This window comes from Nitrogeniibacter mangrovi, assembly GCF_010983895.1.
GTDB classification, from domain to species: domain Bacteria; phylum Pseudomonadota; class Gammaproteobacteria; order Burkholderiales; family Rhodocyclaceae; genus Nitrogeniibacter; species Nitrogeniibacter mangrovi.
Map to the genome: position 1 here is coordinate 277,918 of NZ_CP048836.1, position 15,101 is coordinate 293,018.

Sequence of the window (15,101 nt, forward strand, 5' to 3'; positions counted from 1 at the left end):
GCCTGTTCTCATTCATCCGCTGGATCGCGTGGACGCCGCGAGCGAGCGCAGCATGGCGCGGGAGGTTGCCGAGGGTAGCCCTCCGGCGCGCGTCGGCGCGTCGCGCTCCGGGACCGACAGGCGCGGGCGCGACCACCGGATGAATGAGAACAGGCCCTGTACCCACAGGACTCTCCGGGATTTCCATGTTCGGATTTTTGCGCTCCTATTTTTCCAATGACCTAGCCATCGATCTGGGCACCGCCAACACCCTGATCTACGTACGCGGCAAGGGCATTGTGCTGGACGAGCCGTCGGTGGTCGCGATCCGCACCGAAGGCGGTCCCAACGCCAAGAAGACCATCCAGGCCGTCGGCCATGCGGCCAAGCAGATGCTGGGCAAGACGCCGGGCAACATCACCGCCATCCGCCCGATGAAAGACGGCGTGATCGCCGACTTCGTCGTCACCGAACAGATGATCAAGCAGTTCATCAAGAAGGTGCACGACTCGCGTCTGTTCTCGCCCAGCCCGCGCATCATCGTGTGCGTGCCCTGCGGCTCCACCCAGGTCGAGCGTCGCGCCATTCGCGACGCTGCGCTGGCAGCGGGCGCGAGCCAGGTCTACCTGATTGAAGAGCCCATGGCCGCGGCCATCGGTGCCGGCCTGCCGGTGGCCGATGCCACCGGTTCCATGGTGGTCGATATCGGTGGTGGCACCACCGAAGTGGGCGTGATTTCCCTGGGCGGCATGGTGTATTCCGGTTCCGTGCGGGTCGGTGGCGACAAGTTCGATGACGCCATCGTCAATTACATCCGCCGCAACTACGGCATGCTCATCGGCGATACCACCGCCGAGAACATCAAGAAGGAAATCGGCTCCGCCTTCCCGGGCTCCGAGGTCAAGGAGATGGAAGTGAAGGGCCGCAACCTCGCCGAGGGCATCCCGCGCAGCTTCACCATCTCCTCCAACGAGATCCTCGAGGCGCTCAACGAGCCGCTCAACCAGATCGTCTCCGCGGTCAAGATCGCGCTGGAGCAGACCCCGCCCGAGCTGGGCGCCGACATCGCCGAGCGCGGCATGGTGCTCACCGGCGGCGGCGCGCTGCTGCGCGACCTGGATCGCCTGTTGATGGAAGAGACCGGCCTGCCGGTGATCGTGGCCGACGAGCCGCTCACTTGCGTCGCCCGGGGCTCCGGCATGGCGCTCGAAAAGATGGACAAGCTCGGTTCCATCTTCACGTCCGAGTGATCCTGAGTCGCTGGATGCGCCGGAGCCGGCGCATCCGTTCCGTTCGCAACACCTGAAGTCGCCACGTGGTCGGCCATCAGCCCCCTCCGATCTTCCGTCGTGGCCCCGCACCGCTGGTGCGGCTGTTCGTGCTCGTCTGCATCTGCCTCGGCATGCTCATCGCCGACCTGCAGTACCGCTATCTGGACGTGGTGCGCAAGACCGTCTCCGTGGTGCTCTATCCGCTCGAAATGGCGGCCGCCGCGCCGGTCGAGTTTCTCGCCAACGCCTCGCGCTATTTCTCCACCCTGGTCGAGGTCCAGGGCGAGAACCGGTCGCTGCGCAAGAAGGCGCTGGCCGACGCCGACCGCCTGCTGCGTCAGGCCGAACTGGAGCGCGAGAACGCGCGTCTGCGCGAGCTGCTGGAGATGTCGAACCGCGCGCCGGTGCGTTCGATCGCGGCCGATGTGCTCTACGAGGCGCGCGATGCCTTCTCGCGCAAGGTGATCCTCGACCGTGGCGCGCAGCACGACGTGCAGCCCGGTCAGGCGGTGGTCGATGAACTCGGCGTCGTCGGCCAGGTCACCCGGGTGTATCCGATCCAGGCGGAAGTGACCCTGGTGACCGACAAGGGTCAGGCGGTGCCGGTGCGCATCGAGCGCACCGGGCAGCGCGGCGTCATCTACGGCGCCGGCGACGGCCGCCTCGAGTTGCGCTACCTGCTTGCCAATGCCGACGTGCAGCCCGGCGATCTGCTCGTGACCTCCGGCCTCGACGATCTGTTCCTGCCCGGCATCCCGGTGGCGAAGGTGGTGACCGTGGACCGCACCCGCCAGGCCTTCGCCCTGATCGCCTGCGAGCCGGTCGCGCGTGTCGGTCAGACCTCACAGGTGCTGATCCTGGGGCGCGCGGTGCCGAATCAGCCGCCGGCGACCGAAGCGGACGCCGGGACGACGCCGGGCGCGGCCGCCCCCGCGGCGAAGGAGTAAGTCATGCAGCCGACCAACCGATCCCAGCGCATTCTCCGGCCGGTTCGCCTGTGGTTCGTGTACCTGTCGCTGATCGTGGCGCTGGTGCTGAACTTCATTCCCACCGGGCGGCTGCCGGGCGTGCCCGACTGGCTCGCGCTGGTGCTGGCCTTCTGGTGCGTGCGCGAACCGCTGCACGTGGGCATGGGCACCGGCTTCATCTTCGGGCTGCTCATGGATGTGGCCTATGGCGCGGCCATGGGCCAGCATGCGCTGGCCTACGTGCTGCTCGCCTACGGCGCCAACGCGCTCGCGCGCCGTGTGATGTGGTTCGGCCCCATCCAGCAGTCGGTGCAGATCCTGCCCCTGCTGCTCGGTGTGCAGCTGGTCATGGTCCTGGTGAGGGTGCTCGCCGGCGCCGAATTTCCCGGCTGGTGGTATTTCACCGGCAGCTTCACGGCGGCGGTACTGTGGCTGCCGCTGCACTTCGTGCTCCTGCTGCCGCAGTACCAGCCCGAAGAGCGCGATGACAACCGGCCGATCTGAGGTGGGACGACCCCCACGCTCGCCTCGCTCGCTGCCCCCGAGGGGGCTGCGCCGGCCCTTCGGGCGGCGGGGTGAGGCGAGGATGACCGAGTTCCGTTCGCCCGACCAGGAAGTGGGCCAGCTGCGCCAGCGGGTGGTGGTGGCCGGTGTGTTCATGTTCCTGTGTCTGTGCGTGCTGGCAGGGCGCTTCTTCTACCTGCAGGTGATGCGCTTCGACTACTACCACACCCGCGCCGAGGACAACCGCATCGCGGTGGTGCCGGTGCCGCCCAATCGCGGCACCATCGTCGATCGCAAGGGCGAGGTGCTGGCGCGCAACTTCGCTGCCTACACCCTAGAGATCAATCCGTCCCGGGTCGAGGATGTGGATGCGACCATCGACGCCCTGGGCCAGATCGTGCAGATCGACGACTACGATCGGCGCCGCTTCCGTAAATTCCGCGAAACCAGCAAATACTTCGAGAGCGTGCCGATCCGCACCCGGCTGACCGATGTGGAAGTGGCCCGCTTCGTTGCCCGGCGCTACCGCTTTCCCGGGGTGGACGTGCGCGCCCGGCTGTTCCGCGAGTATCCCCATGGCGATCTGTTCGGCCATGTGATCGGCTACATGGGGCGCATCAACACGCGCGACGAGGCGCGTATCGAGGAGGCGGGTGAGACCGCCAACTACCGCGGCACCGACCACATCGGCAAGCGCGGGCTGGAGCAGAGCTACGAGAGCCTGCTGCACGGCCACACCGGCTCCGAGCAGGTGGAGGTGGACGTGGGCGGGCGCGCGGTGCGGGTGCTCGACCGCCGGACCGCGCTGCCGGGGCACAGCCTGATCCTGACCGTGGACGTGGACCTGCAACGCGTGGCCACCCAGGCCTTCGCCGGGCGGCGCGGCGCGCTGGTGGCGATGAACCCCAAGACCGGCGGCGTGCTGGCGCTGGTCTCCTCGCCCAGTTTCGATCCCAACCTGTTCGTCGACGGCATCTCGGTGGCCGACTGGCGGGCGCTCAACGATTCGCCCGACCACCCGCTGCTCAACCGGGCCATCTACTCGGCCTATCCGCCGGGCTCCACCTTCAAGCCCTTCATGGGGCTGGCGGGCCTGGAACTGGGCAAGCGCACCCCGGAGCAGTCCATCGTCGATCCGGGCTATTTCGTGTTCGGCGGCCACCGCTTCCTCGACGACAAGCCGGGCGGGCATGGCGTGGTCGACATGCACAAGTCCATCGTCGAGTCCTGCAACACCTATTACTACATGCTCGCCAACGACCTGGGCATCGAGGCCATCGCCGATTTCATGGCGCCCTTCGGCTTCGGTCAGCCCACCGGCATCGACATTCCGGGCGAGGCCTCGGGGGTGCTGCCCTCGCCGGCGTGGAAGAAGGCGCGATTCCGGAAGCCCGGCCAGCAGCGCTGGTACGGCGGCGAGACCATCTCGGTGGGTATCGGCCAGGGCTACAACGCCTACACCCCGATCCAGCTGGCCACGGCCCTGTCCACGCTGGTCAACAACGGGGTGATGTTCCGCCCGCACCTGGTGCAGTACATCGTCGACCCGGTGACCGGGGCGCGCACCCAGGTGGCGCCTGATCCGGTGCGGCGCCTCCCGCTCAAGGCGGAGAACCTGGCGGTCATCCGCGCCGCCATGGTGGACGTCACCCGCACCGGCACCGGCGCGCGTGCCTTCGCCGGCGCGCCCTACGCGGTCGGCGGCAAGACCGGCACGGCGCAGGTCTATTCGCTGCGCGGCAGCCGCTACAAGGAAGGGGACGTGGCCGAGCGCCTGCGCGACCACTCCTGGTTCATCGCCTACGCGCCGGCCGAGGATCCGAAGATCGCGATGGCGGTGCTGGTGGAGAACGGCGGCTTCGGGTCGCGCTCGGCGGCCCCGATCGCGCGCCAGGTGCTCGATTACTATCTGCTCGGCAAGCGGCCGGAGGGGCCCCCGCCCGGCGCCGAGGACGCCGGCCCCGGTCCGGCGGGAGGGGACTGATGGAGTGGCGCATTCACCCGGTGGCGCTGATCCGCGGCTTCCTGCGGCCCATCGATCCGCCCCTGTTCCTGCTGCTCAGCGTGCTGCTGGCGGCGTCCATGATGCTCATGCAGAGCGCGTCGCCGGAGCGCATGCAGGCGCAGCTCCTGAACACCGGCGTGGCCCTGGCGATGATGTGGATCACCGCGCGCATTCCGGCGTCGCGGCTGCTCTCCATGGCCCTGCCGCTGTACCTGGTCGGGGTGCTGCTGCTCATCGGCGTGGCCCTGTTCGGCGAGGTCTCCAAGGGCGCGCAGCGTTGGTTGCACATCGGCGTGACCCGCATCCAGCCGTCCGAGCTCATGAAGATCGCCATGCCGCTGATGCTGGCCTGGTACTTCCAGCAGCGCGAAGGCGCGATCGGCCTGCGCGATTTCATCGTCGCCGCGGTGCTGCTGGCGGTGCCGGTCGGGCTGATCGTCACCCAACCCGACCTGGGCACCAGCCTGCTGGTGGCGGCGGCCGGCTTCTACGTGATCTACTTCGCCGGGCTGTCGTGGCGCCTGCTGGTGCCGGTGTTCGTGCTCGGCGTGATCGGCATCGGCGCCATCGTGATCTTCGGCGATACCCTGTGTCAGCCGGGCATGGACTGGCAGATCCTGCGCGAGTACCAGAAGCAGCGCGTGTGCACCCTGCTCGACCCCACCTCCGATCCGCTCGGCCGGGGCTTCCACATCATCCAGTCCACCATCGCCATCGGCTCGGGCGGGCTGTTCGGCAAGGGCTGGCTCAACGGCACCCAGACCCACCTGTCCTTCATCCCCGAACGGCACACCGACTTCATCTTCGCGGTGCTCGCCGAAGAGTTCGGACTCGTGGGCGCCCTGGTGCTGCTGGTGGTGTTGATGCTCATGATCCTGCGCGGGCTGGTCATCGCGGCCCAGGCGTCGACGCTGGGGACCCGCCTGCTGGCTGGCGCGATCACCATGATCTTCTTCACCTACGCCTTCGTGAACATGGGCATGGTCAGTGGTATTCTCCCCGTCGTCGGCGTGCCCTTGCCTTTCATCAGCTACGGGGGGACCGCACTGGTGACCCTGTGCGTGGGCGTGGGCATGCTCATGAGCATTCATCGGGAGCGTCAGCAGAGCCAGACATGAGCGCGCAAGGCCGTTCACCCCTGTCGATTCGTGCCGTCGGCCTCGCGGCCGTCGTGCTGCTGCTGGCGGCCTGTTCGAGCGCGCCGCCACGCGAGACCGCCCGCAGCGCGCCGCCCGGGCACCCCGATCTGCCCTGGTCCGGCGGCAAGTACTACGAGGACGACGGCCCCGGCGCCAAGGTGCCCGAGGACATCGACCGCATCGCCGACGCGGTGCCACGCGACGAACCCATTCATGTGGCCACCAGCCGCCCCTATTCCGTGTTCGGGGAGGACTACGTGCCCATGACCTCGCGCCAGCCCTTCGTCCAGGAAGGGCGCGCGAGCTGGTACGGACGCAAATTCAACGGCAAGCGCACCGCCAATGGCGAGATCTACGACATGTATGCGATGAGCGCGGCGCACAAGACGCTGCCGCTGCCGTCCTACGTGCGCGTGACCAATCTGGAGAACGGCCGCTCGGTGATCGTGCGGGTCAACGATCGCGGCCCCTTCCACTCCTCGCGCATCATCGACCTGTCCTACGCGGCGGCCTACAAGCTCGGCTACCTGCGCCAGGGCAGCACCCGGGTGCGCATCGAGACGGTGCGACCCGGCGATGAGCCCGCGCCGGTTCCGGCCCCTGCCGAGGCCCGTCCGGTCATGGTCGAGGCGCCGGCGGCGCCAACGCCTGCGCCGTCGACAGCGGTGGCGCAGGCCGCCGATGCCGTGCCGACCACGGGCGCGACGCCGGATCCGGCCGCCATCCTCGACGGCGCGCCGGTGCCCGACGCACCCACGGCGACGGCCGTCGCCGCCACCACGCCGGAGGCGGCCCCCCGCGGCGTCTATGTCCAGCTCGGGGCCTTCCGCACGCGGGACAACGCCGAAGGCTTTCTCGGCTACGTGGGGCGCGAGCTCGGGTGGCTGCGTGACCGGCTCGGCGTGCACGCCGACGCCGACCGCTACCGCCTCAGCGCCGGCCCCTATCCGAGTGCCGATGCGGCTCGCGAAGCCGCCCGCCGCATCGCCGATGCGCTCGACCTGAGGCCCTTCGTGGTGGTGCGTTGAACCGACGCGCGCCAATTTGGTCAGGGGGGAGGGGCGGCCTATAATCGTTCGGCCGGTTCCGGTGTTCCCGTCTTGTCTCATTCACAGGAAATTTGCTGATCCCATGCGCTTTTTCGCTGCACTGCTGTTTTCATTCGTCGCCCTGACCGCCCATGCCCAAGTCCCGCCCGCGCCTGCGCTGGCCGCCAAGGCCTGGCTGCTGGTCGACATGGGTACCGGGCAGGCGCTCGTCGAGCACAATGCCGACGAACGCATCGAGCCGGCCTCGCTCACCAAGCTGATGACCGCCTATGTGGTCTCCGCGGCCCTGAAGGCCCACACCCTGAGCGGCGACCAGATCGTGCCGGTGTCGGAAAAGGCCTGGAAGATGGGCGGCTCGCGCATGTTCATCGAGCCGCGCCACCAGGTCACCGTGGATCAGCTGATGCATGGCATGGTGGTCCAGTCGGGCAACGACGCCAGCGTGGCGCTGGCCGAAGTGGTGGCCGGCTCCGAAGAGGCCTTCGCGGCGCTCATGAACCGGGAGGCCCAGCGCCTGGGCATGACCCACACCCATTTCGTCAACGCCACCGGGCTGCCGGATCCGGAGCACTACACCACGGCGCGCGACCTGAGCCTGCTCGCCGCGGCCATCGTGCGGGACTTTCCCGACCATTACGACCTGTATTCCATCAAGGAGTACAGCTACAACAACATCACCCAGCCCAACCGCAACCGGCTGCTGTGGCTCGACCCGACCGTGGACGGCATCAAGACCGGGCATACCGAGACCGCCGGCTACTGCCTGATCGCCTCGGCCAAGCGCGGTGCGCGGCGCCTGATCTCGGTGGTGCTGGGCACCGATTCGGATGCCATGCGCACCCAGGAATCGCTCAAGCTGCTCAACTTCGGCTTCCGCTTCTACGACACCGTGCAGCTGTACACGGCGGGCCAGTCGGTCTCCAGCTTCCGCGTGTGGCAAGGCACGGCGGACCAGGTCAAGGTCGGCTTCGACAAGGACTTCGTGCTCTCCATCCCCAAGGGGCAGGCGGATAAGCTGCAGGTCACCCTCAACAGCGAACAGCCGCTCGAAGCGCCGGTGCGCAAGGGGCAGGCGGTGGGCAAGCTCACCCTCACGCTGGAGGGCAAGACCATCGGCACCTATCCGGTCCAGGCCCTCGAGGAGGTGCCGCTGGCGGGCTGGTTCGGCCGCACCTGGGATTCGCTGCAGCTGTGGATCAAGAGCCTCTGAGGCGCCGATCGTGAGCACGTGCTACCTCAACGGCCAGTGGCAGGCGCTCGAATCGGCGCGCATCTCGCCCATGGACCGGGGGTTTCTGTTCGGCGATGGCGTCTATGAAGTCATCCCCGCCTACTCGGGCCACCCGTTCCGGCTCGACGAGCACCTGCGCCGGCTGGCCAACTCGCTCGCGGCCATCGGCCTGCCCAACCCGCTGCCGCACGCCGATTGGGCGGCCCTGGTGCGCGAGGCGGTGGCGCGAAACCCGTGGCCTGACCAATCGGTCTACCTGCAGGTGAGCCGGGGCGTCGGGGCGGTGCGCAACCATGCCTTCCCGGCGCAGGTGACGCCGACGGTGTTCCTCATGAGCGAGCCGCTGCTCACGCCCGACGCGGCGACGCGGGCGCAGGGGGTGGCGGCGGTGAGTGCGGCGGACTTCCGCTGGCTGCGCTGCGATCTGAAGACCGTGTCGCTGCTGGCCAACTGCCTGCTCAAGCAGCATGCGGCGGAGCACGGCTGCGCCGAGACGGTGCTGTTCCGCGACGGTTTCCTCACCGAGGGGGCCGCCTCGAGCATCTTCGTGGTCGTCGACGGCGTGCTGCTGGCGCCGCCCAAGAGCCACCTCATGCTGCCCGGCATCACCTACGACGTGGTCCTCGAACTGGCCGCGGATCGGGGCCTGCCCCATCAGGTGCGCGAGGTGCTCGAAGACGAGGTGCGTGGCGCCGACGAACTGTGGATGGCCTCCTCGACCCGCGAGGTGCTGCCTATCACCCGGCTCGACGAGCGGCCGGTGGGCCGCGGCCGGCCGGGGCCGATGGCCGCCCGGATGATCGCGTGGTATCAGGAATTCAAGCAGGAGGTCATGCGCTGTGGCGGATGAGAACAAGCGGGAGACGCTGATCGAGTTTCCCTGTGATTTCCCCATCAAGGTGATGGGGGTGCGGGTCGATGACTTCGCCCAGACCATTGCCGAGGTGGTGGTGCGGCACGACAGCGGATTCGATGTGGCCTGCATGGAGATGCGCCCCTCGAGCAAGGGCAACTACCTGTCGCTCACCTGCACCGTGCGCGCGGTCTCGCAGGCGCAGCTCGACGCGCTGTACCGGGAGCTGTCCAGCCACCCGATGGTCAAGGTGGTGCTCTGAGATGACGGCCAACGGGTGCACGGTGCGCGATCTGGGCCTGGCTCCCTACGAGCCCACCTGGCGCGCCATGCAGGCGTACACCGATGCCCGTGGCGCGGACACGCCCGACGAATTGTGGTGCGTGCAGCATCCGCCGGTGTATACCCTCGGCCAGGCGGGCAAGCCGGAGCACCTGCTGTGTGAGACCGACATTCCCATGGTCAAGATCGACCGCGGCGGCCAGATCACCTATCACGGCCCCGGCCAGCTGGTGATCTACCTGCTGCTCGATCTGCGCCGGCGCGGTATCCGGGTGCGCGAACTGGTCACGCTCATGGAGCAGGCCCTCATCGACTGCCTGGCCGACTACGGCCTCGCTGCCGAGCGCCAGGCCGGCGCGCCGGGGGTGTACATCGACGGCGCCAAGATCGCGGCGCTCGGGCTGCGGGTGCGCAACGGCTGCAGCTACCACGGATTGAGTCTCAATGTCGATATGGACTTGACACCATTTACGTGGATCAACCCCTGTGGCTATAGTGGCCTCAAGACCATACAACTGAAGGACTTCGGGGTGAGCGCCTCGCACGAGGAGGTGCGCGACCGGCTGGTCGGCCATCTGGCCCGGCTGCTGCCCCCGATGCGCAAGGTGGACGCGGCGGCCGCATAAGGGCCGGGCGTCGAGGGAAGAACATGGAAACCAAGACCCGGAAACAGCGCGGCGCCGACAAGACCGCCCGCATCCCCATCAAGATCGTGCCCGCGGAGCGGCTCAAGAAGCCCGAATGGATCCGCATCAGGATCGGCGCCGGCGCCGAGGCCGAGCGCTTCAACGAGATCAAGGCCACGCTGCGCGACCACAAGCTGCACACGGTGTGCGAAGAGGCCTCCTGCCCCAACATCCACGAATGCTTCGGCAAGGGCACGGCCACCTTCATGATCATGGGTGACATCTGCACCCGGCGCTGCCCCTTCTGCGACGTCGGCCACGGCCGCCCGGACCCGCTCAACGCCGACGAGCCCAGGGATCTGGCCGAGACCATCGCCGCCATGCGCCTGAACTACGTGGTGATCACCTCGGTGGACCGGGACGATCTGCGCGACGGCGGCGCCCAGCACTTCGTCGATTGCATCCGCGAGACCCGCGCCCGCGCGCCCAAGACGAGCATCGAGGTGCTGGTGCCCGACTTCCGCGGCCGCATGGACATCGCCCTGGCCATCTTCGATCAGGCCCCGCCGGACGTGATGAACCACAACCTCGAGACCGTGCCGCGCCTGTACAAGCAGGCCCGCCCGGGCTCCGACTACCAGTACTCCCTCGACCTGCTCAAGGCCTTCAAGGCCCGCCACCCGGACGTCGCCACCAAGTCGGGCCTCATGGTCGGCCTCGGCGAGACCGACGAGGAGATCCTCGAGGTGATGCGCGACCTGCGCGCGCACGATGTGGAGATGCTGACCATCGGCCAGTACCTGCAGCCCTCCGGCGGCCACCTGCCGGTGCTGCGCTACGTGCATCCGGACACCTTCAAGATGTTCGAGACCGAGGCGCTGAAAATGGGTTTCAGGAACGCCGCCTGCGGTCCGATGGTCCGCTCCAGCTACTGGGCCGACCAGCAGGCCCACGGCGCCGGAGTGGTCTGAACCCGTTCATTCGGGACGGGTTTTTCCCGCCATACGCTCAAGCCGGCCCCCTGCCAGACGATAACTGTGATCAAGACATTTGATCGCGGTGCCGTGCGCCGTCCGATGGCAGGGGAAAACAATGACAAGAAAACGGGGCTTGCGTCAGGGCGCAGCTTTGCTCTTGGCATGCGGATGGTGCTTCGGCGCCGCCGCGGCCACCACCGATGACGATGCGGCGGACCTGCGCCAGCTCATGCAGGTGCTCGATCAGCAGACCGAGATCGCCACCAAGACACGCCTGAACGCGGACTACGTGCCCGGCCTGGTGACCGTGCTCCATGGCGAGGAGCTGGTCGAGCTGGGCGTGCGTACGGTGTGGGAAGCCCTCCGGCTGGTGCCGGGCGTGGAGCCCTCGATCGACCAGATCGGCGGCCGCCAGACCCTGGTGCGCGGCGTTGGCGGCAACTTCGCCTCCGGCAACATGAAGATCCTCCTCAATGGCCGCTCGATGAACTCGGCCCTGACGGCCAATGCCAATCCGGTCCTGAACCTGCCGGTCGAGCTGGTCGACCACATCGAGGTGGTGCGCGGGCCGGGCTCGGCGGTGCACGGGGAGTTCGCCTATGCCGGCGTGCTCAACGTGATCACCCGCAAGCAGGCCAGCGGCGGCTTCGTGCGCGCCGACGAACACGACACCTACACCGGCGGCGCCTTCACCAGCTGGCAGAGCGCGGACGGCCACAGCGGCGGCAGCATCAACGCGGGCGGCTGGAGCGCGCGCGGCGCCGGCGTTGATTCGGGCCGGGACGCGCTCTACAACGGCAACAACGCCATGCAGTCGGCGCTGTCCAATGCGCCGGGGCCGGTCAATGACCGTATGGAGCAGCGCTCCTTGCTGCTGGATCTCTATCACGACGCCCTGTCCCTGTCCTTCGCCTACGTCGAGGATGGTTACGGCGATCATTTCGGCACCATCAACGTCCTCGATGCGTCGGATGCGCGTGGAACCGACTACCGCAACCGGTACCTGACGCTGGGCGGCAAGGGGCAGTGGACGCTGGCCGAGGATCTGCGCGGCAGCGTGTCGCTGGGCTGGCAGCAGTTCCAGAACAGCTACGACATCCGGATGTTGCCGAAGGGTTTTGTCTGGCTCAACTCCGCCTACGCGCCCACCCTGTTGCCGGACGGCTACACCTCCGAGGGCTTCTACGAGGAGCAGCGCCTGTCGGCCGATGCCGATCTGGTGTGGGAAGGGTGGACGAATCATCGCCTGCTGATGGCGCTGGGGGCGACACGCATCGACGTCCAGGACGCCTGGCAGCGCAACAACATCGACCCGGTGACCAAGAACCCGCTCGCCGTGCCGACCCGGTATGTCCACGACGACGGCATTCCCTGGCCCGGCGAGGATCGCAGCCGTCGCATCCTCAGCGTCACGATGCAGGACGAATACCGCGCCAGCGAGGACGTGACCGTCACCGCCGGGGTTCGTTACGACGACTACGACGACTTCGGCCACAACACCTCGCCGCGGCTGGCGGCGGTGTGGCGGCTCGGGCGGCATCACATCCTCAAGGCGCAGTACGCCGAGGCGTTCCGCCCGCCCGCGTTCTACGAGACCGCCTTCAAACCCGACCTGCGGCCCGAGACCATCCGCACCGCAGAGCTCGCCTACGTGTTCAAGTCGCCTGATACCGAGTTCCGGCTGATCGGCTTCCGCTCGGGACTGCACGACCTGATCGTCGACGCCGGCATTCTCGGCTTCGACAACGTGAATGACGTGCGCACCCGCGGGGTGGAGATGGAACTGCGCCAGCGCTTCGGCCCGCGCTGGCGGCTCGAGGCCAATCTGAGCCTGGCCGACAGCACCCAGGTCGATACGGGTGACCCGGTGGCCGGCGCCGCCGACCGGCTGGCCAACGTGGTGCTGCGCTACGAGCCCGGCGCGCACCAGGACTACGCCCTGTGGGTGCGCCATGTGGGCGACCGCGAACGCGAGTCCAACGATACCCGCGAGTCCCTCTCCGGCTATCAGACCGTCGACCTGAGTGCCAACATCGGCCTGCCGGGCGTGCATGCGGCGACGGTTCGGTTCGGGGTGCGCAACCTCTTCGATCGCCAGATCCGCTACCCGGCGCCCATGACGCTGGACTGGCTCGGTGGCGCGATCCCGTCGTATGCGAACGACTATCGCCAGCCCGGCCGCACCGGCTGGATCGAGCTGTCCTGGTCGCTCTGAGCGGTCCGATCTCACGCCAAAGAACAACAAGAGGACATCCCCCCAATGCACGCCCTGACACCGTCGACCGATTTTCTCGTCCTGCAGAGCCTCAACTATCTGCTCACCGTGTTCATGCTGGTGCATGCCTGGCGGCGGCAGCGCGGCCTGTTGTGGGTGATTCCCGCCGCCATCGTGTTCGGTTTTCTGATCGAGTACTCGCAGGTCTCCAAGGCGGTGCCGCCGTACCGCTACACCCAGGCGCTGGTGGCGCTGCCCGGGCCGGTGCCCCTGGGCGTGGTGCTCAGTTGGGGCACCATCATCTACGCGGTGCTCGCCACCGTGCGCACCCTGCGCCTGTCGCCATGGGTGCTGCCCATTGTCGCCGGCCTGCTCGCCACGGCCATCGATTTCGTCTCCGATCCGGCCTTCGTCTCCCTGGATTTCTGGGTGTGGGCCAAGCCGGGTGACTGGTTCGGCATTCCCTGGACCAACTACGTGGGCTGGTTCGTCATCGTCGCCGGCTATGCGGCCTGGTTCGAGCTGCTGTTGCGGCGCGGGCCGGCCCGTCCGGCCTTTCGCGCGCTGGCGCCGTGGCTGGCGGTGCCGCTGGCCTTCGGCAGCTTCATGGCGGTCATGATCGGCTATCTGTGGGTCGAATCGCTGGCGATCATCGATCCGACCATGCTGGTGGCCGCGTTCTTCGGCCTGTGGCTGATGCTGGCGATCCGGCCGCTGCTGCGCGCGCCGGCGGACGTGACCCTCGATCCGGGGGTGCTGGCGCCGCCCCTGTTCCTCTATGGCGCCTCGCTGTTCATCCTCTTCGCCACCGGGCTGCACCACCGCACCCCGGCGCTGGCGCTGGTGCTGCCGGTGTTCGCCCTGTTCGGCCTGAGCGGCTTCCTGTGGCCGGCGCGTGGCCGGCTGGGCCTGCACAGTCTCAGCGGCGGCGCGGGCAGCGGCCGCCGGCGTCACCTGCTGGCGGCGATGGTGCTGGCCATGGCGGCCGGTTTCGGCCTGGCCGCCATGCATCCGCACAAGGGGCTCATCGGCCCGGTCACGCTGCCCGGCGACGATGCCTTCCTGCCCGACCAGGACGTGCAGTGGTGGTACTGGACGGGGCATCTGGAGACCGCCGAAGGGCGCCGTTTCGGCTTCGAGGTGGTGTTCTTCAGCTTCGACAGCTTCCTGTTCATGCGCGACCAGCTCACCCAGGTCGCCATCACCGACGTGGCCGCCGACCGCTTCCGCTTCGGCGAACACCTCAAGTTCCATCTGCCACGCAAGACCGACAAGCGCTTCGATCTGAACGCCGGCCCCCATGACATCATCCGTGCGGTGGGCGACGACCGGGTCGATCGCATCCACAGCGAGGTGGGCGGCTATGTGCTCGATCTCGAGATGCAGGCGACCAAGCCGACCGCGCTGCACTACGGCGGCGATGCCCATCCCTATCGCTTTGGCGGCTACACCTACTACTACTCGCGGGTGCGGATGGCGACCCGCGGGACCATCACCGTGGACGGCAAGACCTACCACGTGACCGGCACCAGCTGGTACGACCGCCAGTACGGCGAGCTCTACCAGGCCATCGTCAAGGGCTGGCAGTGGTTCGCCATCGAGCTCGACGACAATCGCCAGATCATGCTCTACGACATCCTCGGCAAGTCCAACCGGGTCGAGCGCGCCGGCTCCATCACCGATGCCGAGGGCCATACCCGGCCGATCATGGGCGACCAGTTCCAGGTCGAGGTGCTCGGCCACTGGAAGAGCCCGCACACCGGATGTACCTACCCGTCCGGCTGGCGTGTTACCGTCGAGGGCCAAACGTACGAGGTCCAACCCATGGTGCAGGATCAGGAGCTGCGTGCGAAACACGGATTCTGGCCCGGCCCCGAATACTGGGAGGGGGCGGCCACGGTCGGCGGCGACAACGCCGGCAAGGCCTACGTCGAACTCAATGGTTTCTGCAGAAGCGTCGAAGGGACTGTGGCTGACTGAGCGCGCCGGCGCGCCGCGGCGG

Annotated in this window: 13 protein-coding genes; all 13 read left to right on the plus strand. The window is 67.9% G+C overall.

Annotated features, from left to right (window positions below):
• Positions 1-185: 185 nt before the first annotated feature.
• The 13 genes from G3580_RS01215 to G3580_RS01275 all read left to right on the plus strand — a co-directional run bounded on the left by G3580_RS01215 (position 186) and on the right by G3580_RS01275 (position 15,079).
• Positions 186-1,229: a rod shape-determining protein gene (locus tag G3580_RS01215; protein WP_173763533.1), complete on the plus strand. Its 1,044-nt coding sequence runs from the start codon at positions 186-188 to the stop codon at positions 1,227-1,229.
• 65 nt (positions 1,230-1,294) lie between these two features.
• Positions 1,295-2,197, plus strand: coding sequence for a rod shape-determining protein MreC (gene mreC, locus G3580_RS01220; protein ID WP_173763534.1), 903 nt, complete (start codon positions 1,295-1,297; stop codon positions 2,195-2,197).
• A 3-nt stretch (positions 2,198-2,200) separates the two neighbouring features.
• Positions 2,201-2,722 (plus strand): rod shape-determining protein MreD, encoded by a 522-nt coding sequence (gene mreD, locus G3580_RS01225; protein ID WP_173763535.1) that lies wholly within the window; start codon positions 2,201-2,203, stop codon positions 2,720-2,722.
• 82 nt (positions 2,723-2,804) lie between these two features.
• Complete coding sequence (mrdA, locus tag G3580_RS01230) at positions 2,805-4,706, plus strand: penicillin-binding protein 2 (protein WP_173763536.1); 1,902 nt, start codon at positions 2,805-2,807, stop codon at positions 4,704-4,706.
• A complete protein-coding gene (rodA, locus tag G3580_RS01235; protein ID WP_407670978.1) occupies positions 4,706-5,845 on the plus strand; it encodes a rod shape-determining protein RodA in 1,140 nt (379 codons plus the stop codon). The genes mrdA and rodA overlap by 1 nt, the downstream gene beginning before the upstream one ends.
• Positions 5,842-6,894 (plus strand): septal ring lytic transglycosylase RlpA family protein, encoded by a 1,053-nt coding sequence (locus G3580_RS01240; RefSeq protein WP_173763537.1) that lies wholly within the window; start codon positions 5,842-5,844, stop codon positions 6,892-6,894. Before rodA ends, G3580_RS01240 begins: the two co-directional genes overlap by 4 nt.
• A gap of 103 nt (positions 6,895-6,997) precedes the next feature.
• Entirely contained in the window at positions 6,998-8,125 is a 1,128-nt protein-coding gene (locus G3580_RS01245; RefSeq protein WP_173763538.1) for a D-alanyl-D-alanine carboxypeptidase family protein, read from the plus strand.
• A 10-nt stretch (positions 8,126-8,135) separates the two neighbouring features.
• Positions 8,136-8,996, plus strand: coding sequence for a D-amino acid aminotransferase (locus tag G3580_RS01250; protein WP_173763539.1), 861 nt, complete (start codon positions 8,136-8,138; stop codon positions 8,994-8,996).
• Complete coding sequence (locus G3580_RS01255; RefSeq protein ID WP_173763540.1) at positions 8,986-9,261, plus strand: HP0495 family protein; 276 nt, start codon at positions 8,986-8,988, stop codon at positions 9,259-9,261. Before G3580_RS01250 ends, G3580_RS01255 begins: the two co-directional genes overlap by 11 nt.
• Position 9,262: 1 nt before the next feature.
• The gene (gene lipB, locus G3580_RS01260) at positions 9,263-9,907 is read left to right on the plus strand and encodes a lipoyl(octanoyl) transferase LipB (RefSeq protein ID WP_173763541.1); all 645 of its coding nucleotides are present in this window, start codon (positions 9,263-9,265) and stop codon (positions 9,905-9,907) included.
• 23 nt (positions 9,908-9,930) lie between these two features.
• Entirely contained in the window at positions 9,931-10,878 is a 948-nt protein-coding gene (lipA, locus tag G3580_RS01265; RefSeq protein ID WP_173763542.1) for a lipoyl synthase, read from the plus strand.
• A 121-nt stretch (positions 10,879-10,999) separates the two neighbouring features.
• Entirely contained in the window at positions 11,000-13,099 is a 2,100-nt protein-coding gene (locus tag G3580_RS01270; protein WP_173763543.1) for a TonB-dependent receptor plug domain-containing protein, read from the plus strand.
• A gap of 45 nt (positions 13,100-13,144) precedes the next feature.
• Complete coding sequence (locus tag G3580_RS01275) at positions 13,145-15,079, plus strand: carotenoid biosynthesis protein (protein ID WP_173763544.1); 1,935 nt, start codon at positions 13,145-13,147, stop codon at positions 15,077-15,079.
• Positions 15,080-15,101 lie beyond the last annotated feature (22 nt).

What these genes read in the sequence shown, in the direction of transcription:
- G3580_RS01215 (WP_173763533.1), top strand. Translation starts at nt 186, where the DNA reads ATGTTCGGATTTTTGCGCTCCTATTTTTCCAATGACCTAGCCATCGAT.
- mreD (WP_173763535.1), top strand. Translation starts at nt 2,201, where the DNA reads ATGCAGCCGACCAACCGATCCCAGCGCATTCTCCGGCCGGTTCGCCTG.
- mrdA (WP_173763536.1), top strand. Translation starts at nt 2,805, where the DNA reads ATGACCGAGTTCCGTTCGCCCGACCAGGAAGTGGGCCAGCTGCGCCAG.
- rodA (WP_407670978.1), top strand. Translation starts at nt 4,706, where the DNA reads ATGGAGTGGCGCATTCACCCGGTGGCGCTGATCCGCGGCTTCCTGCGG.
- G3580_RS01240 (WP_173763537.1), top strand. Translation starts at nt 5,842, where the DNA reads ATGAGCGCGCAAGGCCGTTCACCCCTGTCGATTCGTGCCGTCGGCCTC.
- G3580_RS01245 (WP_173763538.1), top strand. Translation starts at nt 6,998, where the DNA reads ATGCGCTTTTTCGCTGCACTGCTGTTTTCATTCGTCGCCCTGACCGCC.
- lipB (WP_173763541.1), top strand. Translation starts at nt 9,263, where the DNA reads ATGACGGCCAACGGGTGCACGGTGCGCGATCTGGGCCTGGCTCCCTAC.
- lipA (WP_173763542.1), top strand. Translation starts at nt 9,931, where the DNA reads ATGGAAACCAAGACCCGGAAACAGCGCGGCGCCGACAAGACCGCCCGC.
- G3580_RS01270 (WP_173763543.1), top strand. Translation starts at nt 11,000, where the DNA reads ATGACAAGAAAACGGGGCTTGCGTCAGGGCGCAGCTTTGCTCTTGGCA.
- G3580_RS01275 (WP_173763544.1), top strand. Translation starts at nt 13,145, where the DNA reads ATGCACGCCCTGACACCGTCGACCGATTTTCTCGTCCTGCAGAGCCTC.